This is a genomic window from Aurantimonas sp. 22II-16-19i (assembly GCF_002088275.1).
Classification (GTDB): Bacteria; Pseudomonadota; Alphaproteobacteria; order Rhizobiales; family Rhizobiaceae; genus Jiella.
Window position 1 is genome coordinate 209,426 of sequence record NZ_AQQS01000002.1, and the last position, 16,856, is coordinate 226,281.

Annotated in this window: 19 protein-coding genes; 5 read left to right on the plus strand and 14 right to left on the minus strand. The window is 67.7% G+C overall.

The genetic code is table 11. From position 1 onward, the window contains the following. The first annotated feature begins 129 nt into the window (after positions 1-129). Both ATO4_RS03535 and ATO4_RS03540 read left to right on the plus strand, forming a co-directional pair. Positions 130-810 (plus strand): hypothetical protein, encoded by a 681-nt coding sequence (locus ATO4_RS03535; RefSeq protein WP_083590026.1) that lies wholly within the window; start codon positions 130-132, stop codon positions 808-810. 85 nt (positions 811-895) lie between these two features. Then, positions 896-1,537 carry an MBL fold metallo-hydrolase gene (locus tag ATO4_RS03540; protein WP_083590027.1) on the plus strand — a complete coding sequence of 214 codons (642 nt, stop codon included), beginning with the start codon at positions 896-898 and terminating at the stop codon, positions 1,535-1,537. 31 nt (positions 1,538-1,568) lie between these two features. Here the strand turns inward: ATO4_RS03540 and ATO4_RS03545 are convergent, their stop codons facing one another. From ATO4_RS03545 to phnK, 13 genes are all read right to left on the minus strand, one after another. Continuing rightward, positions 1,569-2,327, minus strand: coding sequence for a hypothetical protein (locus ATO4_RS03545; RefSeq protein ID WP_083590028.1), 759 nt, complete (start codon positions 2,325-2,327; stop codon positions 1,569-1,571). 171 nt (positions 2,328-2,498) lie between these two features. After that, positions 2,499-3,620 (minus strand): DUF1513 domain-containing protein, encoded by a 1,122-nt coding sequence (locus ATO4_RS03550; protein ID WP_083590029.1) that lies wholly within the window; start codon positions 3,618-3,620, stop codon positions 2,499-2,501. A gap of 62 nt (positions 3,621-3,682) precedes the next feature. Further along, entirely contained in the window at positions 3,683-4,852 is a 1,170-nt protein-coding gene (locus ATO4_RS03555) for an imelysin family protein (protein WP_083590030.1), read from the minus strand. Then, a complete protein-coding gene (locus ATO4_RS03560; RefSeq protein WP_245308563.1) occupies positions 4,852-6,345 on the minus strand; it encodes a di-heme oxidoredictase family protein in 1,494 nt (497 codons plus the stop codon). The genes ATO4_RS03555 and ATO4_RS03560 overlap by 1 nt, the downstream gene beginning before the upstream one ends. 133 nt (positions 6,346-6,478) lie before the next feature. Then, positions 6,479-7,765, minus strand: a complete 1,287-nt coding sequence (locus ATO4_RS03565) for an imelysin family protein (protein WP_083590032.1) — start codon at positions 7,763-7,765, stop codon at positions 6,479-6,481. 300 nt (positions 7,766-8,065) lie between these two features. Further along, complete coding sequence (gene phnN, locus ATO4_RS03570; protein WP_139802227.1) at positions 8,066-8,659, minus strand: phosphonate metabolism protein/1,5-bisphosphokinase (PRPP-forming) PhnN; 594 nt, start codon at positions 8,657-8,659, stop codon at positions 8,066-8,068. Continuing rightward, positions 8,649-9,788: an alpha-D-ribose 1-methylphosphonate 5-triphosphate diphosphatase gene (locus ATO4_RS03575; protein ID WP_083590034.1), complete on the minus strand. Its 1,140-nt coding sequence runs from the start codon at positions 9,786-9,788 to the stop codon at positions 8,649-8,651. Before ATO4_RS03575 ends, phnN begins: the two co-directional genes overlap by 11 nt. Positions 9,789-9,846: 58 nt before the next feature. Further along, on the minus strand, positions 9,847-10,689 hold the full coding sequence (gene phnE / locus ATO4_RS03580; RefSeq protein ID WP_083590035.1) for a phosphonate ABC transporter, permease protein PhnE: 843 nt from the start codon (positions 10,687-10,689) through the stop codon (positions 9,847-9,849). A gap of 116 nt (positions 10,690-10,805) precedes the next feature. Further along, the gene (gene phnD, locus ATO4_RS03585) at positions 10,806-11,816 is read right to left on the minus strand and encodes a phosphonate ABC transporter substrate-binding protein (RefSeq protein ID WP_083590036.1); all 1,011 of its coding nucleotides are present in this window, start codon (positions 11,814-11,816) and stop codon (positions 10,806-10,808) included. A gap of 59 nt (positions 11,817-11,875) precedes the next feature. Next, positions 11,876-12,745: a phosphonate ABC transporter ATP-binding protein gene (phnC, locus tag ATO4_RS03590; RefSeq protein ID WP_083590037.1), complete on the minus strand. Its 870-nt coding sequence runs from the start codon at positions 12,743-12,745 to the stop codon at positions 11,876-11,878. 122 nt (positions 12,746-12,867) lie between these two features. Beyond that, positions 12,868-13,482 carry a DapH/DapD/GlmU-related protein gene (locus ATO4_RS03595; protein ID WP_083590184.1) on the minus strand — a complete coding sequence of 205 codons (615 nt, stop codon included), beginning with the start codon at positions 13,480-13,482 and terminating at the stop codon, positions 12,868-12,870. Then, entirely contained in the window at positions 13,482-14,210 is a 729-nt protein-coding gene (gene phnL, locus ATO4_RS03600; protein WP_083590038.1) for a phosphonate C-P lyase system protein PhnL, read from the minus strand. Before phnL ends, ATO4_RS03595 begins: the two co-directional genes overlap by 1 nt. 3 nt (positions 14,211-14,213) lie before the next feature. Beyond that, a complete protein-coding gene (gene phnK, locus ATO4_RS03605) occupies positions 14,214-14,990 on the minus strand; it encodes a phosphonate C-P lyase system protein PhnK (protein ID WP_083590039.1) in 777 nt (258 codons plus the stop codon). A 107-nt stretch (positions 14,991-15,097) separates the two neighbouring features. Here phnK and ATO4_RS28215 point away from each other — a divergent pair, with 107 nt between their 5' ends. Then, positions 15,098-15,289 (plus strand): BrnT family toxin, encoded by a 192-nt coding sequence (locus tag ATO4_RS28215; protein ID WP_245308547.1) that lies wholly within the window; start codon positions 15,098-15,100, stop codon positions 15,287-15,289. An 85-nt stretch (positions 15,290-15,374) separates the two neighbouring features. After that, positions 15,375-15,692: a BrnA antitoxin family protein gene (locus tag ATO4_RS03615; RefSeq protein WP_245308548.1), complete on the plus strand. Its 318-nt coding sequence runs from the start codon at positions 15,375-15,377 to the stop codon at positions 15,690-15,692. Positions 15,693-15,741: 49 nt separating this feature from the next. Here the strand turns inward: ATO4_RS03615 and ATO4_RS03620 are convergent, their stop codons facing one another. After that, positions 15,742-16,620 (minus strand): alpha-D-ribose 1-methylphosphonate 5-phosphate C-P-lyase PhnJ, encoded by an 879-nt coding sequence (locus tag ATO4_RS03620; RefSeq protein WP_083590040.1) that lies wholly within the window; start codon positions 16,618-16,620, stop codon positions 15,742-15,744. A 56-nt stretch (positions 16,621-16,676) separates the two neighbouring features. On the opposite strand from ATO4_RS03620, the gene ATO4_RS27595 reads away from it, so the two are divergent. Next, entirely contained in the window at positions 16,677-16,847 is a 171-nt protein-coding gene (locus tag ATO4_RS27595; RefSeq protein WP_176222846.1) for a hypothetical protein, read from the plus strand. Positions 16,848-16,856: the final 9 nt, after the last annotated feature.

Here is a 16,856-nt window from a genome sequence, read left to right on the forward strand (position 1 = left end):
CCGCACGCCCTCGATCGCGGGACGCGAAACCGCCGGCGGCCTATTGGCATCGCCGCCGTTTCGATGACAAGACAGCCACTTGCCATGCGGCCCGCACAAGCGGCCATCCTCGAACGACGAAGCGTGCCGATGATACCCTGGGAACACCTCGCCACGACGCAGATCCCCGGCACCGGGGGCGACATGAAGCTGATGCGCCGCGGCGCCGAATATTCGATCATGCTCGGCCGCATCGAGCTGATGAACAGCCGGCTGTCCGGCTCGGAGGAAGCCCTGGCGCAACTCTCGCTCGACAGGATCGCCGGGCGGCCGACGCCGGCGATCCTCGTCGGCGGGCTCGGCATGGGCTTCACCCTGCGGGCGCTTCTTGCCACAGCGCCGGCCGATGCACGCATCGTCGTCGCCGAACTCGTCCCGGCCGTCGTCGACTGGGCGAGGGGGCCGATGGCGCACATCTTCGCCGGCAGCCTCGACGACCCGCGGGTCGAGATCGTGGTCCGTGACGTCGGCGCGCTGATCGGCGAGACGACGGCGGGCTTCGACGCCATCCTGCTCGACGTCGACAACGGGCCGGAGGGGCTGACCAGCGACGCCAACGACGCGCTTTATGCGGCCAGGGGCCTCGGCGAGGCGCGCCGGGCGCTGACGGACGGCGGCGTCCTGGCGGTCTGGTCGCAGGGGCCGGACGAGCGCTTCGCCGCAAGGCTCAGGCGCGGCGCCTTCGACGTCGAGGAGGCGCGGGTCAAGGCTCATCGCGGCAAGCGCGGCGCCCGGCACGTCATCTGGCTGGCGGTGAAGCCGTCTGCCTGATGGGGGAAAGGCTTGCCGGCAGCCGCGCCGGTCGCCACCTTGCCTGACGACATCCAGTCAACGCTCTTGCATCGATGAGGACACCTTGGCCCAGCTCAGCGCCCGGATCGTGCCGGTCACGCCCTTCCAGCAGAACTGCTGCATTCTCTTCGACGAGGCCGCAAGGGTCGGCGTCGTCATCGATCCCGGCGGCGACGCCGACCAGGTCTTCGCAGCGATTACGGAACTCGGCATCGAGCTGAAGGAGATCTGGCTCACCCACGGCCATCTCGACCATGCCGGCGGCGCCATGGACCTGAAGGCTCTGACCGGCGTCGAGATCGTCGGTCCGCACGAGGACGACAGAATGCTGCTCGATACGATCGAGGAGCAGTCGAAGGCCTTCGGCGTCGGCGGGGGCATGAAGAACTGCACCCCCGATCGCTGGCTGAGCGAGGGCGACGTGCTGACCTTCGGCGGCCACTCCTTCGAGGTCTTCCACACGCCCGGCCATGCGCCCGGGCACGTCATCTTCTTTCACCGCATGGCGCGGTTCGCTCATCTCGGCGACGTGCTCTTTGCCGGCTCGATCGGCCGCACGGACCTGCCGGGCGGCGACCACGAGACGCTGCTGCGATCGATCCGCGACAAGGTGCTGCCGCTCGGCGACGACGTCGGCTTCCTGTGCGGCCACGGGCCGGGCAGCCGCATCGGCGACGAGCGGCGGACCAACCCGTTCCTCACCTGAGCGCCCGATCCGGCGGCCGGCTCGTCGCCGGCTACTTGTCGCCGACCGGATTGGCGCTGGCCTGGTAGCCCGCGGCGATGCGGATGATCTTGGCGCCGCCGGTATAGATCGTCTCGATGCCCGACACAGGCATCGGCCGGCGGTCGAGGCGCTGGTCCTCGACGCTGATGATCTTCGGCTCGCTCGGCAGGGTCCGGGTGCTCGATATGTCGCGGAAGCCGCGTGCCGACGCGGGCAGGTACGAGCCGCGATTGCCGGGCTCGGTGCCGACGTCCGAGGTGATGAAGCCGAAGGATCCGCGGCTCGTCAGATTGACCGGCCGCACCACCATGTGGCGCCAGTGGCCGGCCGTGTTGTTGCCGCGCAGGACGACGATCCCGTTGTCGGGGATCGCGTCGCCGCGCGCGAACGCAGGTTCGATCGAGCCGCCGTCCTCGAGAAATTCCTCGCGCTCGCCGGTGACGTAGATGTCCGGCGCCGTGCCGAGATCGTCCTCGCGAAGGCCTTCGAGGACGTCGTCTCCCGTCAGGCGTTCGATGCCGCTCACCGGCCGGGCATCGCCGCGCGGGGCGAGGGCGTCGTCGTCGTTGCGGCGGTCGCGGCGTTGCTGGACGGGCGCAATGCGCACGGCGCCGCCGTCGCGCAGATAGGGCTGGTCGCTCGACGAGGAGGAGATCTGCGCGGACCGGCGCTGGTCGTCCCCTGCCTTGGCCGGTCCGGCTGCGAAGGGCAGGCCCGTCACGGCGAGCGACAGGATCGTCGTGACGGCGAAGAGGCTGCGGTGACCCATGAGTCTCTCCCTTGAGGTAAGGTTTCGTTAACCTTCCAGAGTGGGAGCAGGTTTCATGCCAGATGATTCTGTGCCGTTTCGAGCCAAATCCTGGCCATTCCGTCCCAGAACGGAGCGGGCTTAACGTCTTGGTAACGAAACGGGACGTGGTCCGGCGAGGGGAAGCCCGCGTCAGAGGGCGAGGATGTGGTTGTCCCATTCGAGATCGGCCGTGGCGCTGCGGTCGTCGGCTTCGAGGCGCAGGACCGTGCCGCGGCCCGACGTCGCGAGGAAGCCGTCCGCGTCCGGTGCGAGGCCGCAGCCGTCGGCGAGGCCGACGCGCCTCAGCACGTTGCCGGTCGCCGCGTCGAGGATCATCAGCGTGCCGCCGACGGGGGAAGACACGGCGATGCGTTCCCCGTCCCGACTGGCCGCCACCGATCCGATGTAGTTCGACAGCGACGCGAGATCCGCCGGGCGAAGCTCCGTCAGGTCGAGCGGATCCCCGGCCCTGGCGAAGCCGACCAGCGGCGGGGCGTCGCTCGCCGCGCCCTGGTACTGGCCGCCGAACCACACCCGGTTGTTCCCGTCGATGGCGATGTGGTGGAGCGACAGCTTGTGCAGTTCCTGCGGCAAGAGCTGCTTGTCGATGAGGTCCCCCGACCGCCGGTCGATGAAGACGATGGAAGGCTGCATGGTCGCAAGGTTCAGCATCTGCCGGCCGTAGTCGGGATGAGTCTCGATGCCGCCATTGGCGATGACGATGGTCTCGCCGTCCGGCATCAGCAGCGCCTCGTGGGTGTCCATGCCATGGGCGTCGAACTCGCCGATGCGGACATAGCCGGCCTCGACGTCATAGACGGCGACGAGGCCTCTGGCGGCGTCGTAGTCATGCTCGGTCGCATACATCAGCCGGCCGTCGGGCGAGAAGAAGCCGTGGCCGAAATAGTGCCGTCCTTCGGGCGAGTTGAGCGTCCGGAAGGTCTCGCCGGTCAGGGGATCGAAGACGATGGCGAAGGTGCGCGGGCGCCTGGCGAAGGCGACCGCCTTTCCGGAAACGGGATCGAAGGCGACGTCGTGGCCGCGCTCGGGCAGGGCCACGGTCGAGACGATTTCGCCGCGGTCGGTGAAGATGGCGCATCCGAAGCTGCCGTCGGGGCGCTTGCAGGAGGCGCCGAACAGCGCGTCCGCCCGCTCGAGCGCCTCGGCGGAGCGGGGCGCGAGGCCGGCGGCGAAGGCCGCGCCGGCGCCGATCAGGAAGCTGCGCCGGTCGATCGCCGGGCCGCGGATGGTCATGTCGTCGAAGCGGCGCATCGCTGGCGCTCCCTTTTCTGCTTGAGCCGGTCTTGCCCGAGCCGGGGCGGAGCGCCGGGGGATCAGTCGCCGTCGAGGGCGGAGAAGCCCGCCGACAGGCCGAGCAGCGGCGAGAGCTGGCCGGCGAACTGGCTCTGCAGGCTGTCGGTAACGATCAGCAGGTAGGTGAGGTTCTGGCGCTTGGGCCCGTCGCCGACGACCTCGGTCAGCGGCGGCTGGAGCTTTGCGAGGGCCATGTCGGCATTCTCGAACTCGAACGCGATCGCGTCCTTGAGATAGGCCTGCGCGTCGGGCAGGAGCAAGGCGACGTCGGATGCGGTGAAGAGCCTGCTCATTCCGGCGAAGTTCGCCCGGAGCGAGGCGAGGGCGAGTTCGGAGCGGTGGAACAGGAAGAGCTTCGGCCGTACGGCCTTCTCGCTGTCGCCCATCGCCGGCTTCAGCCGCAGGTCGCGGATCGCCTCGAAGCCGTTGATGAAGACGCCGACGATCTCCTTCAGCGAGTCGTCCGCCGTGCGGTAGGCCGGATCGTCCTCCCTTGGATTGGTCAGGCGTTCGACGATGCCGCCCGTCTCCTTCGCCCAGCCATCCTGGATCGCTTGGCCGAGACGGACGAGATTGCCGGCGATCGCCCGGCCGTAGCGGCAGCGGAAATCGCCCTCCGGCGTCTCCAGCGTCTCGGCACCGGTGCCGTGGAGCACGAATTCCAGCGCGCCGAGCCCCTGGACGGCGACGGACTTGCCGGCGAGTTCCTCCGGCGAGGCGGCGCTCTCGTCCCCGTCGGCGAGGATCGCCTGGACCTGCTTCAGCCCGATGCTGCGCCGGTCGGGAAAGAACAGGATGCGCGCGCCGCGATTGTCTTCCATCACCGGGCCGAACTGTACGAACTCGATCCGCGACCACGCGTCGACCATATGGGCGAAGGCCTCGCGCGCGTCCGTGAGGTTCTCGCCGGCGGGCAGCTGGCAGAGATCGCCCATCGCCGTTTCGGCTTCCTCCGCCGCGTCGACGAAGGCCGCGTAGCCCGGCCGGATGGCGCCGTCGATGGCATTCCAGACGACGTCGAGCTTCTGCTCCCGCGTCGCCGTCGTCACCTCCGGCGGCCCGTCTTCCTGGGCGGCGGCCGGGAGTTGCAGGCCGGGGAGCGTCAGCAAGGCCGCGATCATCCCCGCGAGGAGGCGGCGACGGCCGCCGGGGCGCGAAGGTCCGGCCGGGCGGGTGAGCGGGAAGGGCATCACAGGGACTCCAGGAATCGGTGCAGCGCGTCGCGATCGGCCTTGTCCATGGCGGCATAGGCGTCGCGCGCCGCCTCGGCTTCGCCGCCGTGCCAGAGGATCGCCTCGGCGAGATTGCGCGCCCGTCCGTCATGCAGGAACAGGGTGTGACCGTTCACCGTCTCGGTCAGCCCGATGCCCCACAGCGGCTGCGTCCGCCATTCGCTGCCCGAGGCGTCGCCCACCGGGCGATGGTCGGCAAGGCCCTCGCCCATGTCGTGCAGGAGGAAGTCGGAATAGGGCCAGATCAGCTGGAAGCGCTGGGCCTTGTCCGGCGCGGCCTTGGAGGTGACGAATTTCGGCGTGTGACAGGCGGTGCAGCCGGCGCCATAGAACAGCTGCTTGCCCCGCAGGACTTGCGGGTCGTCGACGTCGCGGCGGGCGGGAACGGCGAGGTTCTGCGAATAGAAGGTGACGAGGCCGAGGATCGGATCCGGCGCCTCGACCGCGCCGAGCCGCTCCTGCACGCCGGAGGGCGCGCCGCGGCAGACCGACTGGGCAATCGAGCATTCGCCGAAGGCGTCGGTCTTGAGCGGCGTCGAGATGCCGATGTCGCCGGAAAACGCCTCGGCGCTCTGCACCTTGATCGAGGGCGTCGTCGCCTTCCAGCCGAACCGGCCGAGGACGAGTTCGCCGGTGTCCGGATCGCGCGCCATCGACGCCTTGCCGGAGATGCCGTCGCCATTGGCGTCGTTCGGATCGGCCTGGGCCAGGATGTCGGCCGGCTCGATCTGCTCGACGAGGCCGAGGCCGATCATCGGCGGGGCAACGCGCGGCGAGAGCATCGCGTCCTTCGCCATGGGGCCGTAGCCGAAATCGGCGACCGAGTAGGTCGGGTGGCGCAGGCTCACCACCGTGCCGTCTCCGAGGGTGACCGGCTCCTCGCGATAGGTGATCACCATGCGGCCCTCGGGCTTCAGCCCCTGGACGGCGAAGTTCTGCAGCTGGCCGCCATAGGTCGGCTCGGGGATGCGGCTGAATTCGTGGCTGGCGAGCTTGCGCCGTTCCTCCTCGGTCCTCGGCGGCACCGACAGCCGCAGGAACATCGAGACCGCCGGCTCATCTGGTTCGGGAGGACGGCCGCGCCCGTCCTTCAGGTGGCAGGACTGGCAGGACCTGGAATTGAACAGCGGGCCCAGCCCGTCGGACGCCTCCGTGGAGGAGGGCGAGGATACCCAGAGCTTGCGGAACAGGGCGTTGCCGAGCTTGAAGCGATCCTCGCCGGCAAAGGTCTGGTTGGCCGAGACCTGGCTGAAGGAATCGCGATTGACCAGCTTGGTCGAAGTGGCGCCGCCGGCCTGCATCGCCTCGAACTTTTCCGGCGCGGTGAAATCCCGCGTCGGGGCGGTGACGGCCCGCACGCGCGCGAGATCCTTCTTGGAAAGATCCTGGCGGACCGGGCGATCGATGCCCCAGCTGGCCGAAAGGGGGATTGCGGCCGGCAGAAGGATCATGCCGGCCAGAAGCGTCGCTTTCGCGGCGAAACGCATGTCTTGCGTCTCCATCCATTGCAACGGCGAAAAGGGCCGCCCGGGCGGCCCCTCGCATGTGTGTCCACCGGTCGGCTGAGGCCGGCCGTCGGGTGCCTTACTGGAAGACCGCCTGGGTGTTGTCCAGCGAGTCCGAGCCTTCGATGGTCACGCCGCCGAGTTCGAGGGCGGCGACGGCCCGCTCGATCGCCCTCGTCTGGGTGATCAGCGCGTCGATGCCGGCCTGGACGCGGGCGTTGCCCTCGTCGTTGCCCTCGCCGATCTGCTGGTCGTAGGCTTCGCCGTTTTCGGCAGCCTTGGCGATCGCCTCGAACTTTTCGACGCTGGCGTCGAGATCGGCGCGGATCTCCGTGTCGATCTCGGGCGCCTTGGCGGCGACGAGGTCGGCGATCGCGGGACCCTCGACCATCGTGCCGTCGACCCGCTCGTACCTGCCGGTATAGACGTTGCGGATGCCGAGAACGTCGTTGAGATGCGAGACGTGGGTGTTGTCGGAGAAGCAGTCGTGCTCCTCCTCCGGATCGTGCAGCAGGAGGCCGAGCTTCATGCGCTCGCCGGCAAGCTCGCCATAGGAAAGCGAGCCCATGCCGGTGAGGATCGCCGACAGGCCCTTCGTCGGATCGTCGAGAAGCGCCTTGCGGGCGGCGCCGTCGTCCTGCCAGTTGCCGACCATCTCCTGAAGGTCCGAGACGAGAAGGTCGGTCGCCGCATCGAGATACTGGCCGCGGCGGTCGCAATGCCCGCCGGTGCAGGCCTCGCCCGTCGCAAAGTCGGTATGGGGGCGCTCGCCGGCGCCGGCCTTGGTGCCGTGGAGATCCTGGCCCCAGAGCAGGAATTCCACGGCGTGGTAGCCCGTCGCCACGTTGGCCTCGATGCCGCCGGCTTCCTGCAGCTTGTCCTGCAAAAGCTCCGGCGTGATGGTCGAGACGTCGATCGTCTCGCCGCCGATGGTGATGCTCTCGTTGGCGATGACGTTGGCGGTGTAGAGGGAATTCTCGTCGGACTCGGACCCATAGCTGTTGTCGACATAGTCGATCAGGCCCTCGTCGAGGGGCCAGGCATTCACCCGGCCCTCCCAGTCGTCGACGATCGGGTTGCCGAAGCGGAAGGCCTCGGTCTGCTGATAGGCGGGGCGGGAGGCGCGCCAGGCTTCGCGCGCGGCCTTCAGCGTCGCCTCGCTGGGATCGGCGATCAGCGCGTCGGTCGCCTCGTCCAGCGCCTTGGCCTTGGCGAGCGCGTCCTGATAGCCGGCGAGCGCGATGTCGGAATAGGTCTTCAGCACGGCTTCCGGCGCCGGCGCGTCGGCCAGAGCCGCGTCGTTGGCGCCGATGATCGGCGCTGCGGTCGCAAGCGCGATCGTGAGGGTGCGGGCGAGAATGTTCATGACGAAGGGTCTCCTCCCGGGCGCTTGAGGCGTCCAGTGATCGATGCGGCAGGATGAGCGGTGACGCTGCGGATAATCTTGGCTAAGCGGGTCAGGTTTATCTGTCAACCGCCGCAGCAAAGATTGGAATCGATCGAATTTTGTTTGGAAGCGTTCAAATAGCGGAAGCACTTGCGGATCAGCTGCTTGCTGCCGGCAGTGCCCTTCGGCGGCGCTTCGGGCGTGCCTGCCTTCTCCCGTCCCCGGTTCGAGGAAAGCGCCGCCCAGTGGCTGTTGTGGGCGAAGTGGATGCCGGAATGGCTATTGCCCGTCCGGCCTGCAAGCTTCCAGAAAGGCGATGAACCGTCCAAGCCCTTGCGCGACCGGTCCCGAATTGTCGATCTCCGCCACGCGCCAGATGGTGCGCGGCAGCTCCAGCGGCGCCTCGCGGCGGGCGCGTTCCATGGCGGCTGCGCGATCCTCGCGGCCGCGCCTGACGATTCGATCCACCAGAAGCTGCTCGTCGACGACGACATGGGCGACGGCTACCCGAGGAAACACCGCCGCCGCATCGCCGATCCGGCTCCGGGAGATGTTGGCGATCACCGTCTGGCCGTTCGAGATCCGGGTGAGCAGCGAGACGTCGAGGCCGTAGCCGAGGCCGTGGGCGCGCCAGCAGAGGGCGAAGTCCCATGCGTCCCGTCGGCGCACGAATTCGGCCTCGTCGATCTCGGCGTGGTCCTCGGCATCGGGATCGGCGGTCCTGGTGACGAAGCGCCGGGCGAAGTGGAAACTGTCGTCGCCGGCAAAGTGCTCCGCCGCGAGGCGGATCAGCGTGTCCTTGCCGGCGCCGCTCGGCCCGACCACGGCGACGAAGGCGCCGGGGGATGGCCGATCCTGCCGGTCAGGCGACACGGCGACCGGCCCGGTAGACGCTGGCGACGAGGGGCGGGCGCTCCGGCCGGTCGGCGCGCACCCGGACGAGGTCCGCCCGCTTGCCGATGGCGATCTCGCCCCGGTCGGCCAGGCCCGCGGCCCTCGCCGGATTGGCGCTGACGAGCCGGATCGCGGCCGGCAGGTCGAGCGTGCCGTCCCGCGCCAGGAGAAACGCCGCCTGCAGCATCGAGAACGGAATGTAGTCCGAGGAGAGGATGTCGAGATGACCGGCCGCAAGCAGGTCGTGGGCGGCGACATTGCCCGAATGCGAGCCGCCGCGCACGATGTTCGGCGCGCCCATCAATACGCCGAGGCCGGCGCCGTGGGAGGCCTTCGCCGCCATCGGGGTCGTCGGGAACTCGGCGATCTTCGTCCCGAGGGCGATCGCTTCGTCGACATGGGCCTCTGTCGCGTCGTCATGGGAGGCGAGTGCGATGCCGCGCTCATGCGCCACCGCCGCGATGGCGCGCCTCGAGGGCGCGCTGTTCGCCTCGGATTCGGCGATGCGCTTCTGGCTGAAGCGATCGAACTCTTCGTCCGAAAGCGCCTTCTTCTTCTGGTAGTAGAGCCGGTAGGTCTCGAAGCTGACGAACTGGCGCTGGCCGGGAGCGTGATCCATCAACGAGGCGAGGCGCACCCGGGGGTTCTGCGACAGGCGCTCGAAGCCCTCGACAGCGTCCGGCGCGGAGACCTCGCAGCGCAGGTGGATGAAGTGCTCGGCCCTCGTGTCGTCGCTCGCCGCCGCCTCGGCGATCACGTTCGAGAGCTTCTCCATCGTGTCGACGGTCAGCGTCGCATCCTCGTCGGTGCCGACGCGGATGGCGTCGAAGACGGTGGTGATGCCGGAGGCGGCGATCTGGGCGTCATGGGCCTGAAGCGCCGCGAACATGTCCCAGAACACCTTCGGCCTGGGCATGAAATGCGTCTCGATATGATCGGTATGGAGTTCGACGAGGCCGGGGATCAGCGTGTCGCCGCCGAGATCCTCGCCGGTGGCCGGGCCTTTGCCGATGTCGACGATGCGGCCGTCGCGGATGACGACATGGCCGTCGATCGCCTCGTCGGCAAGGACGATGCGGGCGTTGGAGAGGATCGTTTCGGCGGACATCGAAGGACTTTCGGAAGGCGAGGCGGGCAAGTCTCCCGGTCGGCGGGGAGGGGAGCCCTCAGGTGACGAACTTGCGCAGCTGCTGGGACAGGAGGTCGGTGAGGACGACGGTGAGGACGACGATGATGAGGATCGCCGACGACTGCGGATAATAGAAGCCGCGGATCGATTCGAACATCACCTGGCCGATGCCACCGGCACCGATGACGCCGAGGATCGTCGCGGTGCGAACGTTCGTCTCCAGGCGGTAGAGGGTGTAGGACACCCAGAGCGGCAGCACCTGCGGGATGACGCCGAAGACGACTTCCTGGATGCGCGTCGCGCCGGTGGAGCGGATGCCCTCGACGGGGCGCGGGTCGATGGATTCCACCGCCTCGGAGAACAGCTTGGCCATGATGCCGGTGTTGTGGATGAACAGCGCCATGACGCCGGCGAAGGGGCCGAGGCCGACGGCGACGACGAACAGCACCGCCCAGACCACCTCGTGGATCGCCCGGAAGAAGTCCATCAGCCGGCGGCAGGGATGCAACACCCACCAGGGCACCATGTTGTGGGCGCACAGGATGCCGAAGGGGATCGAGACGATCAGCGACAGGAAGGTGCCCCAGACCGCGATCTGAACGGTGACGATCATTTCGTGAAGATAGTACCGCCAGTCGGTGAAGTCGGGACGCAGGAAACCCGAGGCGTACTCCGCCATGTTGGAGGAGTCGGTGAAGAGATAGGTCCAGCGGCCCATCTCCGAGGGGCCCCAGCTGATCGCGAGGGCCGCGATCACGCCGGCGAGGATCACCAGGTTCCAGACGGAACGCGACCAGTCGCGACCGGCATTGATGTCGGAAGCCTTCGCCGCCGGTTTGGCCGCCGGGGCGCCCGCGAGGGTTTCGCTCGTCGTGCTCATGTCGGATTCCCGCCCTTGCCTCGGACAATCTCGTCAAAACGGCTGGCCGCCCTGTGGCGGCCAGCCGTCATGTCAGGTCTGCGGCCCGGACGGGCCGCGACGCCTGTCGTGCCGGATCAGGCGCCCGAATTCTTCTCGTTGGCGTCGATCTGCTTCTGGTACTCGGCCTTCTGGGCCTGAAGCTTCTCGATCTCGGCCTTCTTGGTGGCCTCGTCCTTGTTGGCGTCGGCGTTGATCTGGCCGATCTGCTTCTCGACTTCCATCACGCGGATCGGCAGCAGCTGATCGTTGGTGGACTTGCGGAACGGCGCCCATTCGAGAGCGGCGAGAACTTCCTTCTCGGCGGCGGCGTCGCCCTTCGAATTCTCGGTGCCGTAGTTGAGGACGAAGTCCTCGATCTTCTGGCGGGCCTCGGCGTCGACCTTGTTGGAGATCACCAGCGGGTCCGACGGGATCAGCGGCGACTTCCAGATGACCTTGATCTTCTTGAAGGCTTCCGGCTGGTTCTTCTCGATCAGCGCGAGGCTCTCGGTGTTGTTCGAGGCCGCATCGACCTGGCCGTTGGCGACGGCCATGGCGTTGGTCTCGTGGTTGGCGTTGGTCACCGTCTTGAAGCACTCCTTCGGATCGACGCCGTTCTGGGCGAAGACGAAGGTCATCGGGACGAGATAGCCCGAGGTCGAGTTCGGATCGCCGAGGCCGAAGTTCAGCGTCTTGTCGCACTTCAGGAGGTCGTCGAGCGAGGTGAGCTCGGAATCGGCCGGGGCGAGGATCAGCGACCAGTAGCCCGGGCTGCCGTCGAGGGCGACGGTCTGGGCGAAGATCGAGCCGTCGGCGCGGTCGACGGCTTCCATCGCCGACTTGTTGCCGTACCAGGCGAGCTGGACCTTGCCGAAGCGCATGCCCTCGATGACGCCGGCATAGTCGGATGCGAAGAACGGCTTGATGGTCAGGCCCGTCTGCTCGGCCATGTCGGCGAGGAACGGCTCCCACTTCGGGCGCAGGTTCTGCTGGCTCTCGGTGGAGATGATGCCGAAATTGATCTCCTGGCTGTCCTGGGCGACGGCCGGGGCGGAGAGCGAGAGCGCGACGGTGGCGGCCGCGACGACTTTCGAGAAGAGTTTCATGGGGTGTGGTTTCCCTGTTGGTGGTCTCGTGGATGCTCGACTTCCGGTCCGCGCTTGCGTCACGCGGGCTGGAGGATCTTCTCTCTCTGGCCGGCGCCGGGACGGTTCTCCGGTTCGGCCTCGGCGACAGGTCGCGGCTTGCCCTTGACGGGCAGTTTCTGCGGCAGGACCAGTTCCTCGGAGGCGGCGCCGTACAGCTCGGTGAGGAAGCTGTCGGACAAGGCGTCGGACGGGCCGTCATAGACGACCTTTCCGTCCCTGAGCGCGATCGTCCGGTCGCAGTAGACCCGGGCGTATTCGACCTGATGCAGCGAGACGAGGACGGTGAGCCTGTCGGTGCGGTTGATGTCGGCGAGGACGTCCATCACCCGCCGCGCCGAGGCCGGATCGAGCGAGGCGATCGGCTCGTCGGCGAGCAGGATCTTCGAGCGCTGCAGCAGCGTCCTGGCGATTGCCGCGCGCTGCTGCTGGCCGCCCGAAAGCGTCGAGGCGCGCTGCCAGGCGACCTCCGGAATGCCGACCCGGGCGAGCGATTCGATCGCCGCCTGCTTCTCGGCCTTGGTGAAGATGCCGAAGGTCCCACGCCAGGGCGAGATGTGGCCGAGAATGCCGCACAGGACGTTGGTGATCACCGGCAGCCGGGCGACCAGATTGAACTGCTGGAAGATGACCCCGGTCTTGCCGCGCAGTTCACGCATGTTGGGGCCGAACTTGCCGTCCTGCTGCTGGACCTCGCCGAGGATCCTGACGATCGAGCCGGCATCGCCGCGCTCGAGCCCGCAGATGTGCCGCATCAGCGTCGACTTGCCGGAACCCGAGGCCCCGATCAGCGCCACCATCTCACCTTCCGATATCGTCAGGTCGACGCCGGCCAGCGCCTGCTTCTTGCCGAACCGCTTGGACAGCTTCTCGACGGCGATCGCGGTCATGGGGCGGGCTCCTGATCGGGTCGCTCGGTGAATTCGGCAAACCATTAGAGCCGGCGAATGTGACCTCGATGACGGTTCTCTGACGCTTCCATGACAACTGAACCGGTATCGCTCAGAGGGGCTTAAGCGGCATATTTGGCGAGGAACGCCTCGGCATCGAGGGTGCGGAAATCGGCGAGCGCCGCCCGCAGCGCCGAATGCGGCCAATCCCACCAGGCGAGCGCCGCCATGCGGGCCGCGATGTCCTCGGAAAACCGCCTGCGGATGAGCCTTGCCGGCACGCCGCCGACGATGGTGTAGGGCTCGACGTCCCTGGAGACCACCGCCCCGGCGCCGACCACCGCGCCGTCGCCGATCGTGACGCCGGGCAGGATCGTCGCGCCGTGGCCGATCCAGACGTCGTGGCCGATCGTGACGGCGTTCGAGCGCCGCCAGTCGAAGAATTCGGCCTCGTTCGCCTCGCCGTCGAAATAGTCGCCGGCCCGGTAGGTGAAGTGGTGCAGCGTCGCCCGCCAGGTCGGATGGTTGGTGGCGTTGATCCGGACGGCGGCGGCGATGTTGACGAACTTGCCGATCGCGGCGGCCCAGATGCCGCAGTCCTGCATGACGTAGGAGTAGTCGCCGAGCCGGGTCTCGGAGATGCGGCAGCGCTCGGCGATCTCGGTGTAGTGGCCGAGATGGCTGGCCTCGACCTCGGCGCTCGGATGGACCAGCGGGGTTTCGGAGAGCCTGGCCATCACGCGGCGGCCTTGCGGGCCGAAAAGCCGGAGACGTCGACGATCCGGGTCGCGATGCGGCTGCGCACCTCCTCGTCGTGGAAGATGCCGAGGATCGCGACGCCCTCCCGGCGCTTGGCCTCGATCAGCTCGCAGACGACATCGCGATTGGCATTGTCGAGGGAGGCGGTCGGCTCGTCGAGGAGGAGGACCGGGTGGTCGGTGAGAAAGCCGCGGGCGATGTTCACCCGCTGCTTCTCGCCGCCGGAAAAGGTCGCGGGCGGCAGTTCGAAGAGGGCGGTCGGCAGGTTCAGCCGCTCGAGAAGAAGGGCGGCGTGGCGACGGGCTTCGCCTGTGTCCACGCCGCGCGAAAACAGCGGCTCGGCGACGACGTCGAGGGCCGAGACGCGCGGGATCGCCCGCAGGAACTGGCTGACATAGCCGATCACGTCGCGCCTGAGCGCGATGATCTCGCGCGGGCTGGCGGCGGCGAGATCGACGAAGGGCGTGTCCGCTTGGCCGCGCATCCGGATGTGGCCGGTCTCGACGCCGTAATTGCCGGTGATCATCCTCAGGATCGACGACTTGCCGACGCCCGAGGGACCGCCCAGCACCACCACTTCGCCGGCCTCGACGTGGAAGGAAACGTCCCGGACGACGGGCAGGTGGATGCCGCCGCGCAGATGGTTGGTGAAGCTCTTGGCGACGGCTTCGAGGCGGAGCCGGGTCTGCGGGGATGCGTCATGCATGGCTCAGACCTCCAGGATCGAGGCGACGAGAAGCTGGGTATAGGGGTGCTGCGGGTCGTCCAGCACCCGGTCCGTCAGCCCGTGTTCGATGACATGGCCCTGCTTCATCACCATGATCCGGTGCGACAGCAGCCGTGCGACCGCGAGATCGTGGGTGACGACGATCGCCGACAGGCCCATCTCGCCGACCAGCCCGCGCAAGAGATCGAGGAGCCGCGCCTGCACCGAGACGTCCAGCCCGCCCGTCGGCTCGTCCATGAAGACGAGGCGCGGCGCGGTGACGAGATTGCGGGCGATCTGCAGGCGCTGGCGCATGCCGCCGGAAAAGGCGGTCGGCCGGTCGTCGATGCGCGCGCCGGGGATCTCGACCCGGGACAGCCAGTCCTCCGCCGTCGTTCGGATGCGGCCGTAATGCCGGTCGCCGACCGCCATCATCCGCTCGCCGATATTGGCCCCGGCCGAGACGCGCATCCTGAGCCCATCGGCCGGATTCTGGTGGACGAAGCCCCAGTCGGTGCGCATCAGGAAGCGCCGCTCGGCTTCGCTGAGACTGGCGAGATCGCGCATTGTGCCGCCGCGCATCCGGTAGCTGACGGTGCCGCTGGTCAGCGGCATGCGACAGGAGAGGCATTCGAGGAGGGTCGACTTGCCCGAGCCGGATTCGCCGACAATGGCGAGGATCTCGCCCGGATAGAGGTCGAAGGAGACGTCCTCGCAGCCGACATGGGCGCCGTAGAGGCGGGTGAGGGAGCGGGCGGAGAGGAGGGGGAGGTCGGTCATGGGTGAGACACGCTGATGGTCGCTTCGCCGATGGGATGCAGTCGGTGGATGTTGCTCGCAGGATGGCGTAGAAAGGCAGTCCGAGCGGCTTTCCGGCGTGGTGCGATTTGAAGTTTCCAATCGCTCGTCCCCCCGAATTTGACTGGGATCCGGAGAAATCGTCGAGGAACGACGATGAGAGGGGCCTGCCCTTCGACCGAGCGAAATCCTTCGACTTCGAGTCGGCCGTCTATCGGCTCGATGATAGAAGCGATTACGGAGAGCAACGGATCATTGCGATCGGCCTCATCGGCGGTTGATTGCACGTGGTTGTGTTCACGATGCGAGGCACCGTTATGCGCATTATATCCCTGCGCAAGGCGAATGATCGGGAAGGGCGCATGTATGTCCACAGCAGAACGCAAGGCAATCGATAGGGCTCTGGCCCGCCATGCGGACGTCTTGGAAAAGACCAGGCGTGCAAGGGCGGAGATGACGCCCGAAGAAGACGCGGCGATCACTGCCGATGCTTTGAATGATCCCGACAACCCGCCCATCGACGATGACGCGGAGTTCATGAGCTGGGATGAAGCGAGGGCACGGTTGCTCGGCCGTACGCAGGTGGCGCTCGAACTGGATGTCGTCGAACGCTTCCGCCGGGCCGGCGACGATTGGCAGGAGCGGATCGACGCGCTTCTCAGGGAGGCCGCGCCTGCTGAGTGATGCGCCGGGGCGGTGGTGGCGCTGACGAGCCTGGAAAGGATCGCGGACGTCATCCGACCGCCGCCGTCGCGGTGGGGTCCGCCCCCACATGCCCATCCTCCCGCCGCTCCTCGCAATAGTCCGTGTCCGAGCAGGCATAGAGCCTCCCGCCGCGGTCGTCGGTGACGATCTCGTCCAGATAGACCCCCGTCGCGCCGCAGAGGCCGCAGGGCTGGGAGAAGGTCTGGACGCTGAAGGGATGGTCCTCGAAATCGAGGCTTCTCACCCGGGTGAAGGGCGGGATCGCATAGATGCGCTGCTCGCGGCCGGCGCCGAAGAGCTGCAGCGCCCGGCAGTCGTCCATCTTCGGATTGTCGAATTTCGGGATCGGCGAGGGATCCATGACGTAGCGCCCCTCGACCTTCACCGGATAGGCGTAGGTCGTCGCGATGTGGCCGTGCTGGGCGATGTCCTCGTAGAGCTTGACGTGCATCAGCCCGTATTCTTCCAGAGCATGCATGATCCGCGTCTCGGTCTCGCGCGGCTCGAGGAAGCGCAGGGGTTCGGGGATCGGCACCTGGTAGACCAGCGTCTGGCCTTCCGACAAAGGCGCTTCGGGAATGCGGTGGCGGGTCTGGATGATCGTCGCCTCCGCCGTCTTCGTCGTGACCTTCACATTCGAGACGCGGGCGAAGAAGGCGCGGATGGAGACGGCATTGGTGGTGTCGTCGGAGCCCTGGTCGATGACCTTCAGCACGTCCTCCGGCCCGATGATCGCCGCCGTTACCTGCACGCCGCCGGTGCCCCAGCCATAGGGCATCGGCATCTCGCGGGAGGCGAAGGGCACCTGATAGCCGGGGATCGCCACGGCCTTGAGGATCGCCCGGCGGATCATCCGCTTGGTCTGCTCGTCGAGATAGGCGAAGTTGTAGCTGGGCAGCGCAGTCATCGGCTTGGTCCCCCAAGGGCTGGATGGGCCGGCAGAGACAGGGAAGGACGAATTCCGTGACATGGATGGCGCTCGGCGAGCTTTTCGCGATCCTCTTCGGTCTCGCCCTTGGCTGGTTCTTCCTGATCTATCGCGATCCGGTCACCGGCAAGCTCGGGCGCGGCATCTCCGGGCGTCCGCGTGTGCCGGAGGGCGAGCGAGAGAGCGACGCCCGTCCGTCCGAGTGAGCAGGACAG